This window comes from Pseudoalteromonas sp. HL-AS2 (genome assembly GCF_031198805.1).
Classification (GTDB): domain Bacteria; phylum Pseudomonadota; class Gammaproteobacteria; order Enterobacterales; family Alteromonadaceae; genus Pseudoalteromonas; species Pseudoalteromonas nigrifaciens.
The window spans coordinates 1-17,866 of the sequence record NZ_CP133571.1; the positions used below are offsets into that span (position 1 = coordinate 1).

A 17,866-nucleotide genomic window follows, 5' to 3' on the forward strand; every position below is an offset into this window, starting at 1 on the left:
GTGTATCTGTCGGTTTGGCAAAGTTGTTTATATGTATTGCAAGATGAATTGCCTTCGCAGCAGTTCAGTATGTGGGTGCGACCACTACAAGCAGAAAGTACCGAAGATACCTTGACGATTTATGCACCTAATCGCTTTGTACTAGATTGGGTAAGAGAAAAATACCTAAATAGAATTAATGAATTATTAGTAGAGATTTGTGGTGTTGAAGCTCCAGAGCTACGTTTTGATGTAGGCAGTAAGCCTTTATTAAATGCACAGCCTGTATCTGTTGCTGGAACGCAATCGGCGCCAACTACACAAGCCAAACAACAATCACGACAACCAAAACCTGTTGTAGAGCCAGCGCCAAAATCTGAATATAAATCGAATATAAAAGAAAATTATACCTTTGACAGTTTTGTTGAAGGTAAATCAAACCAGTTAGCAAAAGCAGCAGCAACACAAGTTGCAGATAATCCAGGTGCCGCTTTTAACCCTGTATTTATATACGGTGGTACAGGTTTAGGTAAAACGCATTTATTGCATGCTGTAGGTAATGGTATTTTGGCTAATAAGCCAGATGCAAAAATAGTTTATATGCATTCAGAGCGCTTTGTACAAGATATGGTAAAAGCACTGCAAAATAACGCGATTGAAGAATTTAAGCGTTACTATCGTAGTGTTGATGCGCTAATGATTGATGACATTCAATTTTTTGCTAACAAAGAGCGCTCACAAGAAGAGTTTTTTCATACCTTTAATGCGTTATTAGAAGGCAATCAGCAAATAATTTTAACCTCTGACCGTTATCCAAAAGAGATAGAAGGCGTTGAAGACAGACTTAAATCGCGTTTTGGTTGGGGTTTAACTATTGCAATTGAGCCTCCTGAGCTTGAAACACGCGTTGCTATATTGATGAAAAAAGCGCAGCAGAGTAAAATTAATTTACCGCACGAAGTCGCCTTTTTTATTGCTAAAAAATTACGATCTAATGTACGCGAACTAGAAGGTGCGCTTAATCGTGTTATTGCCAATGCTAACTTTACCGGTCGTCCTATATCTATCGACTTTGTAAAAGAAGCGCTACGCGATTTACTTGCCTTACAAGATAAGCTAGTTACCATAGATAACATACAGCGCACTGTGGCAGAGTATTACAGAATTCGTATTTCTGATCTGCTGTCTAAACGCCGTAGTCGCTCTATAGCAAGGCCTCGACAAGTTGCTATGGCATTATCTAAAGAGTTAACCAATCACAGTTTACCTGAGATTGGAGACGCCTTTGGTGGCCGCGATCATACAACTGTATTGCATGCGTGTCGTAAGGTTAAATCACTACGTGATGAAAGCCACGAAATTAAAGAAGATTACCAAAATTTAATAAGAACATTGTCATCTTAAGGCTGACTTTATTATGCAAATAACAATATCAAGACAACAGTTTTTAAAGCCATTAGTGCAAGTATCGGGCGCTATTGAGCGTAAGCATACATTGCCAATTTTATCTAACGTATTGTTAGCAGTAGAAAACGGGCAACTTTCAATGACAGGTACCGACCTTGAAATTGAACTCGTTGCAAGCGTGTTTGTAGGTGATGATATTGCCGATACTAAGTTAACATTACCGGCTAAAAAATTACTCGATATTTGTAAAAGCCTACCAGATGGTTCAGACCTAACGTTAAGCTTACAAGAGCATCAGTTATTACTAACCAGCGGTAAAAGTCGTTTTTCGTTAACGACCTTAGCCGCCGAAGACTTTCCTAATTTAGAACAGTGGGATGGCGAAGTTGAGTTTCAACTAACGCGTTTAGAGCTGCGAAAATTACTAGAAAGCACGCATTTTTCGATGGCGAATCAAGACGTACGTTACTATTTAAATGGTATGTCGTTTGAAGTAGACAATACTGACATTAAAACAGTGGCCACTGATGGACACCGCTTAGCTATTGCACAAAAGCAATTAAAGCAATCGCTTAATACGCAGCGTCAGCTAATTATACCTCGTAAAGGGGTGCAAGAAATTATGCGCCTTATGGTAGCCGACGAAGAACTAGTCACTATTCAGTTTGGTGCTAATCATATTCGTATTATCGATATAGAGTTTACCTTTACTAGTAAGTTAGTTGATGGACGCTTTCCTGATTACCGCCGTGTGTTACCTCGTGGTGGCGATAAAGTCATTACTGCTAATCGCGAATGGTTACGTAGTGCGTTTCAGCGAGTCTCTATTTTATCTAACGAAAAGTTTAGAGGTGTGCGTTTAAACTTATCCAATGGTTTGTTAAAAATCACTGCTAATAACCCTGAGCAAGAACAAGCTGAGGAAGTAGTAGAGGTTGGTTACGAAGGCGCCGACCTAGAAATAGGCTTTAACGTTTCTTATGTACTTGATGTATTAAACACATTAAAAACAGAAGATGTACTGTTTACATTGGCCGATTCAAACAGCAGCGCACTAATTGAAGGTGCAGGCGATGAAGAAGCAATGTACGTAGTTATGCCTATGCGTTTATAAGACTATAAGTACCCAATGAGCTTAAGTCATTTGAGCCTCAAATATTTTCGTAATATTGAGGCGCTGACGCTAGAACCAGTTAACGGCGTTAATATAATTTATGGTGAAAACGGCAGCGGAAAAACCAGCCTTTTAGAAGCTATTTATTACCTTTCACACGGCAAATCTTTTAGAACATCAAAGCATAAAAGTATTATTGCGCATCAGCAAGAGCAGTTTGTAATTCATGGCCGTAAAGCTATACACGACTTATCTATTCCTATTGGTATTAGTAAAACCCAAGCGGGCGAAACGAATTTAAAAATTCAAGGTAAGGCGAGTCGAAAAATATCAGAACTTGCACAGCTTATGCCGGTACAAATAATTACTCCAGAGAGTTACTCGTTATTTTTTGGTGGGCCTAAAGAGCGCAGAAAGTTTTTAGATTTAGGTTTGTTCCACGTGGAACATGAGTTTTTCTTTTTATGGCAATCGTTCAATAAAGTGTTAAAACAACGAAATGCGCTACTAAAAAGTAAGCCAAAGAATTATTTTGACCAAATTAAGTTTTGGGACAAAGAATTTGTTAGACTGGCTGAGCAAATAAATAAATTAAGAATGGCGTATATAAGTAGGTTTAAGCAGCAGTTTTTTGATAAAATGTGTGCAGAATTAACGCTAATACGCGATTTAGAAATAAGCTTTAATGCCGGCTGGAAAGAGAGCGAATCTCTTAGCGATGCATTAGAGTTAAACTTTGAGCGAGATGCTCGCCAAGGTTTTACTAGTAAAGGGCCTCATAAGGCTGATTTTAGTTTTAGTGTCGCTGGCAGTAGCGTTGAGAATATTTTCTCTCGTGGACAATTAAAGCTATTACTTTATGCGTTAAAAGTAACGCAAAATAGTTTAATTGAGTCAGAGACAGATAAGCAATCTATATTGCTAATAGATGATTTACCTTCAGAGTTAAGCGAAGATACAAAAGAGAAAGTGGGGCAACTATTAGCTCACTGCAGTTCTCAAATTTTTATATCTTCAATTTTGTCTGAAAGTATTTCTGCTGTGGTGGAACCCATGCAACGAGAACTGCAAATGTTCCACGTGAAACATGGCAACCTAATAACAAGATAAGTGGGATTAACCATGTCTGAGAATTATGACTCGTCGAGTATAAAAGTACTTAAAGGATTAGACGCAGTAAGAAAGCGTCCTGGAATGTATATAGGGGACACCGATGATGGCACGGGCTTACACCATATGGTGTTTGAGGTCGTCGATAACTCTATAGATGAAGCCTTAGCAGGTCATTGTGATGATATTTTTGTAACGATTCACTTAGATGGTTCGGTATCTGTACGAGATAACGGCCGTGGTATCCCAACTTCAATTCATGAAGAAGAAGGTGTATCTGCAGCCGAAGTAATCATGACGGTACTGCATGCCGGTGGTAAGTTTGATGATAACTCTTATAAAGTTTCAGGTGGCTTACACGGTGTTGGTGTATCGGTTGTTAACGCATTATCAGAAAAGCTTAAATTAACAATTCGCCGTGAAGGTAAACTTCATGAGCAAACATACTCTCATGGTGTACCAGATGCGCCATTAGCCGTAATTGGCGACGCAGACACAACTGGTACAGAGTTACGTTTTTGGCCAAGTGATCAAACATTTACTAACTTAGATTTTCATTACGACATTTTAGCTAAGCGCTTACGCGAGCTTTCATTTTTAAACTCTGGCGTAAGCATTATTTTAAATGATGAGCGTGAAGAGAATAAAAGTGATCACTTTAAATACGAAGGCGGTATCAGAGCGTTTGTAGAGTATTTAAACCGTAATAAAACACCTATACATAAAGGTGTATTTCACTTTACACATACGCGTGAAGAAGATGGTATTGTTGTTGAAGTGTCAATGCAGTGGAATGATGCTTATCAAGAAAACATATACTGTTTTACAAATAACATCCCACAACGCGATGGTGGTACACACTTAGCCGGTTTTAGATCTGCGCTAACACGTACACTTAACAACTATATGGAAAAAGAAGGCTTTAACAAAAAAGCTAAAACAACCAGTAATGCAACGGGTGATGACGCTCGTGAAGGCTTAACTGCTGTTGTAAGTGTTAAAGTACCAGATCCTAAGTTTTCATCACAAACTAAAGACAAGCTAGTTTCGAGCGAAGTTAAGTCTGCGGTTGAACAAGCAATGGCTGAAAAATTCACTGAGTTTTTATTAGAACACCCAACAGATGCCAAAATTGTTGTAGGTAAGATAATAGATGCGTCACGTGCGCGTGAAGCTGCACGTAAAGCACGTGAAATGACACGTCGTAAAGGTGCAATGGACTTAGCCGGTTTACCTGGTAAGTTAGCCGATTGCCAAGAAAAAGATCCAGCACAATCAGAACTATACATAGTGGAAGGAGACTCTGCTGGCGGATCAGCCAAGCAGGGACGTAACCGTAAAAACCAAGCTATTCTTCCGCTTAAAGGTAAAATATTAAACGTTGAAAAAGCACGTTTTGATAAAATGCTTTCATCACAAGAAGTAGCAACACTCATTACGGCATTAGGTTGTGGTATTGGTCGTGATGAATATAATCCTGAAAAACTGCGCTATCACCGTATCATTATCATGACGGATGCTGACGTGGATGGTTCGCACATTCGTACCTTATTACTTACGTTCTTTTATCGCCAAATGCCTGAAATTGTTGAGCGCGGATATATTTATATTGCACAACCACCACTTTATAAAGTGAAAAAAGGTAAGCAAGAGCGTTATATTAAAGATGATCCAGCACTAGTTGAATACCTAACAACACTTGCTTTAAATAATGCAACTTTGTACACCAGTACAGATGCAAGCGGTATTGAAGGCGAAGCACTAGAAAAAATTGTTCACGATTATCAAAATACCGTTAAGGTAATTGAGCGTCTAAAACGTAAGTTTCCTAATACTGTAATGAACCGTCTTATTTACCAAAGTGAACTGAAAAAAGAAGATCTTTCAGATGAAGCTAAAGTAATAGCATGGACTAAAGAATTAGTTGATGACTTAATTGATCGTGATGAAGATGCTACTATTTTCCAAGCTGCAACAGAGCACGATACTGAGCGCAATTTATACTACCCAGTAGTGAAAATTCGTCAGCACGGTGTAGATAAAGCGCACGTACTTCATTATGATTTTATAGCTTCACGCGATTATCAGCGCATTGCTGTTACTGGTGTAAACATTGCAAATATCATTACTGAAGGCGCTTATATTCAACGCGGTGAGAAAACACAACCTGTTGATAACTTTGTGGATGCTTTAGAATGGCTAATTGCTGAATCTAAGCGTGGCCTCTATATACAGCGCTATAAAGGGTTGGGCGAAATGAACCCAAGTCAGCTGTGGGAAACTACAATGGATCCCGATGCACGTCGTATGCTACAAGTAACCGTTGAAGATGCAGTAGCTGCCGATCAGTTATTTGCAACGCTAATGGGTGACCAAGTAGAACCTCGTCGCGAGTTTATAGAACAGAACGCGCTACGCGTAGTTAACCTAGACGTATAATTAGTAATACTACTCACAAAAAAGGAGCCAATGGCTCCTTTTTTATTTTTTCAATTGCACAAACTGCTTAAAACCTGCGTGTGCACAAGGTATACTGAGGGTAATTTTCACGCTACTTCTCAGATAGTAAAAAGCCAAATATGCAAAAATATGACGTTAAAACCTTTCAAGGTTTGATCCTGGCTTTACAGGATTATTGGGCGCAGCAAGGCTGCGTTATTATTCAACCACTTGATATGGAAGTGGGCGCTGGGACATTCCACCCGCAAACATTTTTAAAATCGATTGGCCCAGAGCCAATGTCGAGTGCATACGTACAACCGTGTCGACGACCTACCGATGGCCGTTACGGCGAAAACCCAAACCGCTTACAGCATTATTACCAGTTTCAGGTTGTGCTAAAGCCTTCGCCAGATAATATTCAAGAGCTTTATTTAGGCTCTTTAGCGGCCGTAGGCATAGATACCTTAACAGACGAAGTGCGCTTTGTTGAAGACAATTGGGAATCACCTACCTTAGGTGCGTGGGGCCTAGGTTGGGAAATTTGGTTAAACGGCATGGAAGTAACCCAGTTTACCTACTTTCAACAAGTGGGCGGCATTGAGTGCTCACCGGTAACTGGCGAAATCACTTACGGCCTAGAGCGTTTAGCCATGTATATTCAGGGCGTAGACAGTATTTACGACCTAGTTTGGGCTGATGGCCCGCTTGGGCGAGTAACTTACGGCGATGTGTTTCATCAAAATGAAGTAGAACAATCTACTTATAACTTTGAGCACGCCAACGTAGAAGATCTATTTGCTCAGTTTGATAAATGTGAAGCAGAGAGCCAAAAGTTAATTGAAGCAAACTTACCGTTACCGGCTTATGAGCAAGTAATGAAGGCATCGCATGCATTTAACTTATTAGACGCGCGCCACGCAATTTCGGTAACCGAACGCCAACGTTACATACTACGCGTTCGTGCTTTATCAAAAGCGTGTGCACAAAGTTATTATGATAAACGTGAAGCGCTTGGTTTCCCGCTGTGTAAGGATAAGTAGGCATGTCAGCACAAAACTTATTAGTAGAAATTGGCACCGAAGAGTTGCCACCAAAAGCGCTGCGTAAATTAGCAGAAGCATTTGCTGCAAACTTAACTGCAGAACTAGAGACATTAGAATTAGCGCATCAAGGCGTAAGCTGGTATGCATCACCACGTCGTTTAGGCCTTCGCGTAATAGCGCTTGATGCAAAACAACAAGATAAAGAAGTAGAAAAACGCGGCCCAGCAATTAAGGCAGCGTTTGATGCAGATGGCAATCCTACTAAAGCTGCAATGGGTTGGGCACGTGGTTGTGGTATTGAAGTAAAAGATGCGCAAACACTTGAAACCGACAAAGGCGCGTGGTTGCTGCACCTTGCTAAAGTAGCAGGGCAAGAAACTAAAACGCTGATGGTTGACGTTATTAATAAAGCGCTGGCTAAATTACCTATTCCTAAGCCAATGCGTTGGGGCGCGAATAAAACACAATTTATTCGTCCAGTGCATACGGTAACTATTTTATTGGGTGATGAGTTAGTAACAGGTGAAGTGCTGGGTAAGCAGGTAAGTAACCAGCTTCAAGGACATCGCTTTCATCATCCTGAAAAAATTACCATTAACCATGCTGATGATATTTTTGATGTTTTAAAATCAGCCTACGTTATTGCCGATTACGAGCAGCGTAAAGCGCAAATTCGAGCGCAAATAGAAGCTGCAGCAAAAGCAATAAATGCGGTTGTAGCCATGGATGAAGATTTACTTGAAGAAGTAACATCACTGGTAGAATGGCCAGTAACATTAACGGCTACATTTGAAGAAGAGTTTTTGGCAGTACCGGCCGAAGCGCTTATTTACACGATGAAAGACGATCAAAAATACTTTCCGCTTTTAGATCAAAACGGCAAACTTTTAAATAAGTTTTTGTTTGTGTCTAACATAGAAAGTAAAGATCCTAGCGTAGTGATTTCGGGTAACGAAAAAGTAGTGCGTCCTCGATTAGCCGATGCGCAATTCTTTTTTGAAAGCGATAAAAAGAAAACACTAGAAAGCCGTTTAGAATCTCTCGATAGCGTATTGTTCCAAAAACAGTTAGGTACACTTAAAGACAAGTCTGCGCGTATTAGCGAGCTTGCCGGTTATATTGCCCAGCAACTTGGTGCAGATAAAGAGCTAGCACAACGTGCTGGTTTATTGAGTAAAACTGACTTAATGACCGAAATGGTGATGGAATTTACCGACATCCAAGGTGTTATGGGAATGCATTACGCACGTTTTGACGGCGAAGCTGAAGATGTAGCACTAGCGCAGAATGAGCAATATATGCCACGCTTTGCAGGCGACAGCTTACCTACCAACTTAATTAGTTGCGCAGTAGCGATTGCCGATAAGTTTGATACCTTAGTGGGTATCTTTGGCATAGGCCAAGCGCCAAAAGGCGACAAAGACCCATTTGCTTTACGCCGTGCTGCTATTGGCGCATTGCGCATCATGGTAGAAAAAGAGCTACCGCTTGATATTTTAGACCTAGTTGCTAAATCGCAAACCTTGTTTGGCGATAAGCTAACTAATCTTAATGTATCAACCGATGTGTTTGAGTTTATGCTAGGGCGTTTCCGTGCTTGGTATCAAGACGAAGGAATAGAAGTAGATGTGATTCAAGCTGTGCTTGCACGTCGTCCGACTAAACCTGTTGATTTTGATCGCCGTGTTAAAGCCGTAAGCCATTTTCGCACATTAGACGCAGCAGAAGCGCTTGCAGCCGCTAATAAGCGCGTAAGTAATATACTTGCTAAAAATGACATTACCAGCGAAGGTAATGTAGATGAAAGTTTACTAACCGACGACGCTGAAAAAGTACTTGCGGCACAAGTAGCAAAATTTGCTACTGAACTTGCACCACTTTACGCCAGTGGTAATTACCAAGAAGCATTAAGCCAATTGGCTGGTATTCGTCAAAGTGTTGATAGCTTTTTTGATAACGTGATGGTTATGGCCGACGACGAAGCAGTTAAGCAAAATCGTCTGGCGCTTTTAAGTCAGTTAAGCGGATTGTTTTTAGGTATTGCAGACATTTCTGTACTACAAAAATAACATTATTCGATAATGTAAAAAGCCAGCGTTTTGCTGGCTTTTTAGTTTTAATTTTGGTGTATTATTAACCTGCATATATAAAGTAAGGATCTCGAATGAAAAGCCCAATAAAACGTATTTTAACCTTAGCACTTGTTAGTTTTTTAACTGCTTGTTCTACGCAAATAACGCTTGATGATGTATTACCACAACAAAAATTAGATCGTACCGTGTATTTAAGGGGCGACTTTACCTTATGGGATGCAGAGCCACAGTACCAATTTACCCAAGTAGCGCGATCGCTGTATCAAGCAGAAGTTAAATTTTCAACGCCTGGTAAAGTATACGAATTTAAAATTGCCGATGCCGACTTTAGTGAAGGTTACAACTGTGGCTACAGCGATACTCAGCCAGCAGGGCAAAAACTAACACTAGTCCAACCTGCAGTTGCCGACTGTAATACTATTTATAATTACTTTAGCTATACGCCCGCAATAAAAGGCACCTACATAGTAAGTATTGATTACAGTAATTACGACAAGCCACAAGTGACGATAACGAAGAAGTAGATTTTCTGTAGGTTGGGTTGAGTGAAACGAAACCCAACCTACGCCAGTTCAAAGCCCTTTCTTAACTACATATCTATACGGTGCTGCTTCTGCATCTTTAGCCACCAGCGTGTGATCCATAAACGTACAAAAGCTCGGAATGTCGCGAGTTGTTGATGGGTCATCAGCGGTTATTAATAACGTTTCACCATCATTCATTTTACGAATAGCAGCGCGTACCATCATCACTGGCTCTGGGCAGCGAAGGCCTATGGCATCTAATTGGTGATCGGGGTTATTAAAGCTCATAATAAATTTGCCTGTTTAGTTAAAGCGATTGCTGCACATTAGGGTTTTACATTTTATAAGTTGTAGAGTTTAGCGCAATTTAAAGCGTTATTTAACTATTTTACTCATATCTAAATTACACACCTTATTTAATCAAAGGGTTTAATCAATAGAGCTTGGCAATAACAGATAATACACCCGATCACAGTATTCCAGATTTTTTAATCTAACCATATAAAATAACTAAAAATAAACCAATAAAAAAAGGCGAACTGCATAAAATCAGTTCGCCTTTTTAATCACCAAGATGGTTTTACATGTTTAAACTAATTAGTCTTGAACACGTTCAAATACAGTTGCAATGCCTTGGCCTAAACCAATACACATAGTTGCTAAACCGTATCGTACATTTTTGTCTTCCATTAAGTGAATAAGCGATGTGCTAATACGCGAACCCGAACAGCCTAGTGGGTGTCCAAGTGCGATTGCGCCGCCGTTTAAATTCACTTTTTCGTCAACTACATCCATTAACCCTAAATCTTTCATTACAGGTAATGATTGTGCTGCAAAGGCTTCGTTAAGCTCAACTACGCCTAAGTCATCAATTGTAATACCTGCTTGTGCAAGTGCTTTTTTGCTTGCTGGTACTGGGCCGTAACCCATGATTGATGGATCGCAACCCGCTACTGCCATTGCTTTAATGCGTGCGCGAATTGGTAAGCCAAGTTCTTTTGCTTTTGCTTCGCTCATTACTAACATTGCAGATGCGCCGTCAGAAAGTGCAGAAGAAGTTCCGGCTGTTACCGTACCCGATGCAGGATTAAACACTGGGCGCAGCTTTGATAGGCCTTCTACCGTTGTTTCTGGACGAATTACTTCGTCGTCTTCAACTAAGATAAGAGAACCATCTGCTGCGTGACCTTCCATTGCTAAAATTTCGCGGCGAAAACGTCCCTCAACAGTTGCAGCTTGAGCACGTTGATGTGAGCGGTACGCAAATTCATCTTGCTGCTCACGGCTAATGCCATGCAGTGTTGCTAGGTATTCAGCTGTTAAGCCCATAGAGCCAGCAGCTTGTGCAATGCTTGTTGCTAAACCTGGGTGAAAGTCGTTACCGTGAGTCATAGGTACGTGGCCCATGTGCTCAACACCACCAATTAGGTAAGTGTCGCCAGCGCCAGTCATTATTGCGCGTGCTGCGTCATGCAATGCTTGCATTGACGAGCCACATAAACGGTTAACTGTTACTGCTGGTACGCTATGCGGAATACCGGCAAGTAATGCAGCGTTACGTGCAACGTTAAAGCCTTGCTCTAATGTTTGCTGTACACAACCCCAATAAATATCGTCAATTGATGCTGGATCAACTGCTGGGTTGCGATCGAGTAAGCCTTTCATTAAATGTGCGCTTAAGTCTTCGGCACGTTTATTTTTGAATACGCCACCTTTAGAACGACCCATAGGTGTGCGGATACAATCTACAATTACTGGATTATTCATGATATTAACCTTCCACCTTATAGAAAACACGACCTTCTTCGGCCCATTGACGAGTTTGCTCTGATACTTGATAAATCGCACCTAAGTGAGCATATTTGTCGGCAGTTGCCACAAAGTTAGCTAAACCGGTTTGATCTAAGTAACGGAACGCGCCGCCTCTAAATGGAGGGAAACCAACACCGTAAACAAGTGCCATATCAGCTTCTTGTGGTGATGCAACAATGCCTTCTTGTAAACAAAGTAGCACTTCGTTAAGCATTGGGATCATACAACGGTCAATGATTTCTTGTTTATCGAATGCTTTTTCTGCTTCAGTAATTGGCTTAAGTAGCTCAATTGCAGTTTCGTCATGCGATTTTTTAAGACGACCGCGACGATCTGTTTCGTACTTATAAAAACCAGCTTTGTTCTTTTGGCCAAAACGTTTTTCGTTAGCAAAAATAGTCACTGGGTCTTTATCTGCACGCGCCATGCGCTCAGGGAAGCCATCGGCCATTACGCCAGTACAATGAAAAGCAGTATCAATACCTACAACATCAAGTAGGTAAGCCGGACCCATAGGCCAGCCAAATACGTTTTCCATTACTTTATCTACTTTTGCAAAGTTAGCACCTTCAACTACTAATTTGCTAAAACCTGCAAAGTAAGGGAATAAAACACGGTTTACAAAAAAGCCAGGGCAATCGTTAACAACAATAGGAGACTTGCCTAATTTAAGCGCGTAATCAACTACGGCGTTAATGGTTTTATCAGAGGTTTTTGCACCACGGATAATTTCTACTAACGGCATTTTTGGTACTGGGTTAAAAAAGTGCATACCACAGAAGTTTTCTGGTTTATCTAACGCTTCTGCTAGCAAATCAATACAAATAGTCGAAGTGTTTGAGGTAAGTACCGTGCCCTCTGGCATGGTCTTCTCAAGCTCTGCAAGTACTGCTTGCTTAACTTTAGGGTTTTCTACTACGGCTTCAACAATAATATCGGCACTTTGTAGATCAGAATCATTAAGGGTCGGTTTAATTTTGCTTAGCGTACCAAGCATTTTTTCCATCGACATATGGCCACGTTTAACTTTTTGGCCAAGTAACTTAGAGGCTTCGCCCATACCTAAGTCAAGTGCATCCTGTTGGATGTCTTTCATTATAATAGGTGTACCTTTATAAGCAGACTGGTATGCAATACCGCCGCCCATAATGCCAGCACCTAATACTGCAGCTTGTTTAATTTCTACATCGCTTTGTTTAGCAAGTTTACGTGATTTACCTTTAATGTACTGGTCGGCTAGAAATATACCAATTTGCGCGGCAACTTCTGGCGTGCCTGCTAATTTAGCAAAGTTGGTATTTTCGATTGCCATTGCTTCATCACGAGTACAGTTAGCAGCTGCTTTAATGGTTTTTACAGCCATTACAGGTGCAGGATAGTGGCCTTTAGTTTTAGCCATTACCATGCCTTCAGCCATTGCAAAGCTCATGCCTTGCTCAACACGATTTAATTTAAGTGGTTGTAGCTTTACATTGCGTTTTGCTTGCCAATCGAGCTTGCCAGCAATTGCTAATTCAAGTGTTGATACACTTGACTCTATAAGTTTGTCAGCACTAACTACTGCGTCAAAAGCACCTACTTTAAGGGCATCTGCTGCGCGGTTAGTAGAACCTGAGGTAATCCACATCATGGCGTTATCGGCACCAATAATGCGCGGTAAGCGTACTGTGCCACCAAAACCAGGCATTATGCCAAGGGTTACTTCTGGAAGACCCATTTGTGCAGTTTCGCTTGCTACACGATAATCGGTAGCAAGTACCCACTCACAGCCACCGCCAAGTGCTAAGCCATTTACAGCGCTTAGAGTTGGGAATGGTAAGTCTTCGATAGCGTCAAAAACGTCAGTGGCTTCTTTTATCCAAGTTACTAGTTCTGCTTCAGATCTAGTAAATATAGGTAAAAATTCGAATACGTCGGCACCAATAATAAAGTGTTCTTTATCACTGGTAAAAATCATGCCTTTTATATCAGTATTTGCAGCTAATTGTTTTAATGCTGTTGCGCAATCTGAAAGGGTTTGCTGAGATAGTGTGTTTACAGAACCTGTAGCACAAAACTTAAACTCGGCGATGTTTTCCTTTATGAAGCTAACTTCAAAGGAATCGCTTTTATATAACATTATTATTCTCCCTAGTTGACGAACTAAGACTGGTACGATGAGTTGCGATTTAATCAGTGTGCTTGCTTTGAATTAAAAATGCAACGAAAAATTTAACTTGGTTACAAAACAGTTGGTTAAAATATAGCTTGTTTGGTGCTATGGTGGAACAAAAGTTTTTGCTTATTATTTTAATTTTATTATGAAGGCATTATGAAAAAATATTTATTAAATGCTATGGCAGCGGTTTTTATTTTCCCTCTTCACTGCGTTGAGGCAAACATCGATAACGATGCATTTTTAGACGCTGAAAAAAAAGTTCGCTATGGTGATTACCAAGACTTTAAAATGGCTATAAGTAATCTTGATCATCCATTAAAGCCTTATGTTGAAAAAGTATATTGGCAACGACATCCCGATATAAAACACCAAGCAGAAATAGAGGATTACCTCACTATTTATCAGCATACGCCGCTAGAGTGGCCAGTGCGTAAAGCATGGTTAAGCTATTTAGAAAAGCATAATAAAAAAGCAGCGTATATTCGCAATTACCGTAAAACCTCTGATACTGAACTGACTTGTACATATTTAGATTATCAACTTGATTTAGGTGCGCCAGAAAAAGCGATATTTAACCAAGTAACTGATTTATGGACGGTAGGCAAGTCGCAACCTAAAGCGTGCGATGGGCTTTTTTCGTTATGGCGTAAAAAAGGCTATATGAGTAAAGAGGCTGTTTGGCAGCGGGTGACTATGGCGGCAGAAGGCGGTACTCAAAGCCTATTACCTTATTTAAAAACATTACTACCCAGTAATGAAGGTTACTTAGCTGATTTATACTTAAAAGTACGCCGCGATCCAAGTGCTGCAGCCGGATTATACAGATACAAAAATAAGTCGGTTAAAGAAGGGCAAATTGCTCTTTATGGTGTAAAGCGTTTAATTTGGCGCGATAAAGAGCTTGCTTTAAAAGCATGGGAAAAGCTAGAGCAAATATTTACTTACAGCGATGCAGCTAAAGCAGATGTGTATTATACCTTTGCACTGTCGCTTGCTTCCAGCGGACATAAACAAGCAAGCTTTTGGCTAAACAAAGTGCCAAAAGATCGCCAAGACAGCAAACTAATTCAGTGGCAACTCGGTAATATGCTTAAAACCCAAGACTGGGAGGGTATTGCAGCCTTTTTTACTGGTAAAGATAACTTAAGTCTTGGCCAGCAATACTGGTTAGCGTACAGCTACGCAAAACGTGGTGAGCAACAAAAAGCAGACGCTATTTGGAAAACAGTAGCAGCTAATCGCGATTATTATGGTTTTTTAGCCGCGGCACGATTAGGGTTACCGGTTGATTTAAATAACCAACCTTTAGTTGTTGATCAGGCGCTTGTTAATAAAGTAAAAAATGCCCCGGGCTACAAGCGTGCGAAAGCTTTTTATGAGCTTGAGCGCTTTACCTCGGCACGTCGCGAATGGAATTACCTAACAAACACCTCGAGTGACGAAGAAAAGTTAGCTGCTTCAATACTCTCCACAGAGCTGGGTTGGCATGACAGCACTATTTTTACACTGGCAAAAATAAAAGCGTGGGATAACGTAGAGCAGCGTTTTCCGTTTGCGTTTCAAGATGTATTTGAGCGCTACAGTAAGCGCAGTAAAATAGACGTGGCGTGGAGTATTGCCATTGCGCGCCGTGAAAGCTCATTTGCCCCCGATGCACGTTCATCAGCAAATGCGCGAGGGTTAATGCAGTTATTGCCCAGTACTGCCGATTACGTAAATAAAGGCAGTGTGTCGAGCCGCCGCTTATATCAACCACAAACAAATATAAGATTAGGTACGCGCTATTTGCAGTATTTAAAAAAGAAAAACCACGGCAATGAAATATTGGCAACGGCTTCATATAACGCAGGGTATCATCGTATTAAACGCTGGTTACCAGATGAAGCTATTCCAGCAGAGCTATGGATTGAATTGATCCCGTATAGAGAAACTCGCGATTATGTTAAAAACGTATTTGCCTACAGGCAGGTTTATCATACGCGTTTACACCGCGAGGGAAATATACTGGCGCCGCTACTCGAAATGAAAATGGGCGGATAATTAATAAAGGTAAGGGGATGCTAATAAGGTTAGATGTTCCCCTTATTTTGAGCGCTTTGGGTATGGATTATGTGTGTGGTAGACTCAAAGCAAGTTAAATACAACAGATGGGTTTATTATGGATAAATTAGCCGTTTTATACGCCGAACATATTGCAACACTGCAACAACGTACTCGTACAATTTGTGAACGTGAAGGGTTAGAGGGATTAGTTATTCACTCGGGCCAAGCTAAGCGTCAGTTTTTAGATGATATGTATTATCCGTTTAAAGTTAATCCACACTTTAAAGCTTGGTTACCTGTACTAGACAATCCACATTGCTGGATTGTGGTAAATGGTAGCGACAAGCCTAAACTTATTTTTTATCGTCCGGTTGATTTTTGGCATAAAGTGCCAGATGAGCCTCGCGATTTTTGGGCTGAGTATTTTGACATTGAATTGTTATTACAGCCCGATCAGGTTGAAAAGCTATTGCCCTACGACAAAGCTAACTACGCTTATGTGGGCGAATACTTAGAAGTAGCACAAGCACTAGGCTTTAGTGTTATGAATCCTGAGCCGGTACTAAATTACTTTCATTACCACCGCGCTTATAAAACCCAATATGAGCTTGAATGTTTACGCAACGCCAACCGTATTGCAGTAGATGGCCACAAAGCTGCCCGCGATACCTTTTTTAATGGTGGCAGTGAGTTTGATATTCAGCAAGCTTACTTAATGGCAACTCGCCAAAGTGAAAACGAAATGCCTTATGGCAACATTGTGGCGCTAAACGAAAACTGCGCCATTTTGCACTACACGCACTTTGAGGCAAAAGCACCGCAGCAACACAACTCATTTTTAATAGATGCAGGCGCTAATTTTAATGGCTATGCGGCAGATATTACCCGTACGTATGACTTTAAAAAACAAGGCGAATTTGCAGAGCTAGTGCAAGCAATGACTGCAGCGCAAATAGAGTTAGGTACGGGGTTAAAACCCGGCATGCTTTATGGTGATTTACATGTTGAGTGTCACAATAGAGTTGCACAAATACTTAGCGACTTTGATATTGTTAAGCTACCGGCTGAGGAAATAGTTGAACGTAAAATTACCTCTACCTTCTTCCCACATGGTTTAGGGCATCACCTAGGTTTACAAGTGCACGACATGGGTGGTTTTATGGCTGATGAAATGGGCGCACAACAAGCAGCTCCAGAGGGACATCCATTTTTGCGTTGTACTCGCATAATTGAAAAAAACCAAGTGTTTACTATTGAGCCTGGGCTATACTTTATCGACTCTTTGCTAGGCGATTTAGCACAAACCGATAATAAACAGTTTATTAATTGGCAAAAGGTAGAGTCGTTTAAGCCTTATGGTGGTATTCGTATTGAAGATAACATCATAGTACACGAAGATAGCCTTGAGAATATGACACGAAATTTAGCGCTAGATTAATCACGCGTTAGACTAGCTGTATTATAAAGAGGGGCCTGTTGGCCCCATTTTTTGGTTTATAACTTGGTTCATCAACGAATGTCAGAATATAAATACCCAGCAGCAGATGCTTTTCATCAAGAAGAGATTAAAAAAAGCACCTTTATTGTGCATATTGCACATACCCCAGATTTAAGTTCAGCTAAAGCGTTTATAAAAAGTATTGAAACTAAGTATGCCGATGCACGGCATAATTGCTGGGCTTACGTAGCGGGTAAACCAGGAGGAAGCCATGTGTATGGGTTTTCAGATGATGGTGAGCCAAATGGCACCGCCGGTAAACCCATGTTAAATGTGCTTATGGGCTCAGGGCTTGGTGAAGTTACCGCTGTGGTTACGCGTTATTTTGGTGGTATAAAGCTAGGTACAGGCGGTTTAGTACGTGCTTATGGGGGCACATTAAATAATGCATTAGCTAACTTATCAACGATAAATAAAGTGCCAAGTATTGAGCTAATTGGTAGTAGTGAATACAGTATGCAAGGCGTTATTGAGCAACTATTAAAAACGAAGTATCAAGTGCTTAACATCGATAAGCAATTTACTGCTAATATTGAATGGGTTATTACTATTGATAGCCGCCAAGCGACGCAAGCAATTCAAGATATTTTTGATTTAAGCCACGGCGCGGTTGAGTTAACCATTAAAGAGTAAGACAATATCT

13 protein-coding genes are annotated in these 17,866 nt (G+C 40.6%); 10 read left to right on the forward strand and 3 right to left on the reverse strand.

What is annotated here, in order from left to right; all coding sequences use genetic code 11:
- The 7 genes from dnaA (at window position 1) to RB215_RS00035 (ending at window position 9,712) form a co-directional block, all read left to right on the forward strand.
- Window positions 1–1,383, forward strand: coding sequence for a chromosomal replication initiator protein DnaA (gene dnaA, locus RB215_RS00005; RefSeq protein WP_041454303.1), 1,383 nt, complete (start codon window positions 1–3; stop codon window positions 1,381–1,383).
- Between the two features lie 13 nt (window positions 1,384–1,396).
- Window positions 1,397–2,500 (forward strand): DNA polymerase III subunit beta, encoded by a 1,104-nt coding sequence (gene dnaN / locus RB215_RS00010; protein ID WP_011326734.1) that lies wholly within the window; start codon window positions 1,397–1,399, stop codon window positions 2,498–2,500.
- 15 nt (window positions 2,501–2,515) lie between these two features.
- Complete coding sequence (gene recF / locus RB215_RS00015) at window positions 2,516–3,610, forward strand: DNA replication/repair protein RecF (protein WP_011326735.1); 1,095 nt, start codon at window positions 2,516–2,518, stop codon at window positions 3,608–3,610.
- A gap of 12 nt (window positions 3,611–3,622) precedes the next feature.
- Window positions 3,623–6,049: a DNA topoisomerase (ATP-hydrolyzing) subunit B gene (gene gyrB, locus RB215_RS00020; RefSeq protein WP_011326736.1), complete on the forward strand. Its 2,427-nt coding sequence runs from the start codon at window positions 3,623–3,625 to the stop codon at window positions 6,047–6,049.
- A gap of 140 nt (window positions 6,050–6,189) precedes the next feature.
- On the forward strand, window positions 6,190–7,092 hold the full coding sequence (glyQ, locus tag RB215_RS00025; protein WP_011326737.1) for a glycine--tRNA ligase subunit alpha: 903 nt from the start codon (window positions 6,190–6,192) through the stop codon (window positions 7,090–7,092).
- A 2-nt stretch (window positions 7,093–7,094) separates the two neighbouring features.
- Entirely contained in the window at window positions 7,095–9,164 is a 2,070-nt protein-coding gene (glyS, locus tag RB215_RS00030; RefSeq protein WP_011326738.1) for a glycine--tRNA ligase subunit beta, read from the forward strand.
- A 95-nt stretch (window positions 9,165–9,259) separates the two neighbouring features.
- Window positions 9,260–9,712 (forward strand): hypothetical protein, encoded by a 453-nt coding sequence (locus RB215_RS00035; RefSeq protein WP_309216644.1) that lies wholly within the window; start codon window positions 9,260–9,262, stop codon window positions 9,710–9,712.
- Between the two features lie 48 nt (window positions 9,713–9,760).
- Here the strand turns inward: RB215_RS00035 and tusA are convergent, their stop codons facing one another.
- The 3 genes from tusA to fadB form a co-directional block, all read right to left on the reverse strand.
- Window positions 9,761–10,000, reverse strand: a complete 240-nt coding sequence (gene tusA / locus RB215_RS00040) for a sulfurtransferase TusA (protein WP_086996459.1) — start codon at window positions 9,998–10,000, stop codon at window positions 9,761–9,763.
- A 309-nt stretch (window positions 10,001–10,309) separates the two neighbouring features.
- Window positions 10,310–11,479, reverse strand: a complete 1,170-nt coding sequence (fadA, locus tag RB215_RS00045; protein ID WP_011326742.1) for an acetyl-CoA C-acyltransferase FadA — start codon at window positions 11,477–11,479, stop codon at window positions 10,310–10,312.
- 4 nt (window positions 11,480–11,483) lie between these two features.
- The gene (gene fadB, locus RB215_RS00050) at window positions 11,484–13,643 is read right to left on the reverse strand and encodes a fatty acid oxidation complex subunit alpha FadB (protein WP_309216646.1); all 2,160 of its coding nucleotides are present in this window, start codon (window positions 13,641–13,643) and stop codon (window positions 11,484–11,486) included.
- A 192-nt stretch (window positions 13,644–13,835) separates the two neighbouring features.
- Here fadB and RB215_RS00055 point away from each other — a divergent pair, with 192 nt between their 5' ends.
- From RB215_RS00055 to RB215_RS00065, 3 genes are all read left to right on the forward strand, one after another.
- The gene (locus RB215_RS00055; protein WP_011326744.1) at window positions 13,836–15,722 is read left to right on the forward strand and encodes a transglycosylase SLT domain-containing protein; all 1,887 of its coding nucleotides are present in this window, start codon (window positions 13,836–13,838) and stop codon (window positions 15,720–15,722) included.
- A gap of 118 nt (window positions 15,723–15,840) precedes the next feature.
- The gene (gene pepQ, locus RB215_RS00060) at window positions 15,841–17,163 is read left to right on the forward strand and encodes a Xaa-Pro dipeptidase (protein WP_011326745.1); all 1,323 of its coding nucleotides are present in this window, start codon (window positions 15,841–15,843) and stop codon (window positions 17,161–17,163) included.
- A gap of 78 nt (window positions 17,164–17,241) precedes the next feature.
- Complete coding sequence (locus RB215_RS00065) at window positions 17,242–17,856, forward strand: YigZ family protein (protein ID WP_309216647.1); 615 nt, start codon at window positions 17,242–17,244, stop codon at window positions 17,854–17,856.
- Window positions 17,857–17,866: the final 10 nt, after the last annotated feature.

What these genes read in the sequence shown, in the direction of transcription:
- RB215_RS00035 (WP_309216644.1), top strand. Translation starts at nt 9,260, where the DNA reads ATGAAAAGCCCAATAAAACGTATTTTAACCTTAGCACTTGTTAGTTTT.
- RB215_RS00055 (WP_011326744.1), top strand. Translation starts at nt 13,836, where the DNA reads ATGAAAAAATATTTATTAAATGCTATGGCAGCGGTTTTTATTTTCCCT.
- recF (WP_011326735.1), top strand. Translation starts at nt 2,516, where the DNA reads ATGAGCTTAAGTCATTTGAGCCTCAAATATTTTCGTAATATTGAGGCG.
- glyS (WP_011326738.1), top strand. Translation starts at nt 7,095, where the DNA reads ATGTCAGCACAAAACTTATTAGTAGAAATTGGCACCGAAGAGTTGCCA.
- RB215_RS00065 (WP_309216647.1), top strand. Translation starts at nt 17,242, where the DNA reads ATGTCAGAATATAAATACCCAGCAGCAGATGCTTTTCATCAAGAAGAG.
- fadA (WP_011326742.1), bottom strand. Translation starts at nt 11,479, where the DNA reads ATGAATAATCCAGTAATTGTAGATTGTATCCGCACACCTATGGGTCGT.
- glyQ (WP_011326737.1), top strand. Translation starts at nt 6,190, where the DNA reads ATGCAAAAATATGACGTTAAAACCTTTCAAGGTTTGATCCTGGCTTTA.
- dnaN (WP_011326734.1), top strand. Translation starts at nt 1,397, where the DNA reads ATGCAAATAACAATATCAAGACAACAGTTTTTAAAGCCATTAGTGCAA.
- gyrB (WP_011326736.1), top strand. Translation starts at nt 3,623, where the DNA reads ATGTCTGAGAATTATGACTCGTCGAGTATAAAAGTACTTAAAGGATTA.
- pepQ (WP_011326745.1), top strand. Translation starts at nt 15,841, where the DNA reads ATGGATAAATTAGCCGTTTTATACGCCGAACATATTGCAACACTGCAA.
- tusA (WP_086996459.1), bottom strand. Translation starts at nt 10,000, where the DNA reads ATGAGCTTTAATAACCCCGATCACCAATTAGATGCCATAGGCCTTCGC.
- fadB (WP_309216646.1), bottom strand. Translation starts at nt 13,643, where the DNA reads ATGTTATATAAAAGCGATTCCTTTGAAGTTAGCTTCATAAAGGAAAAC.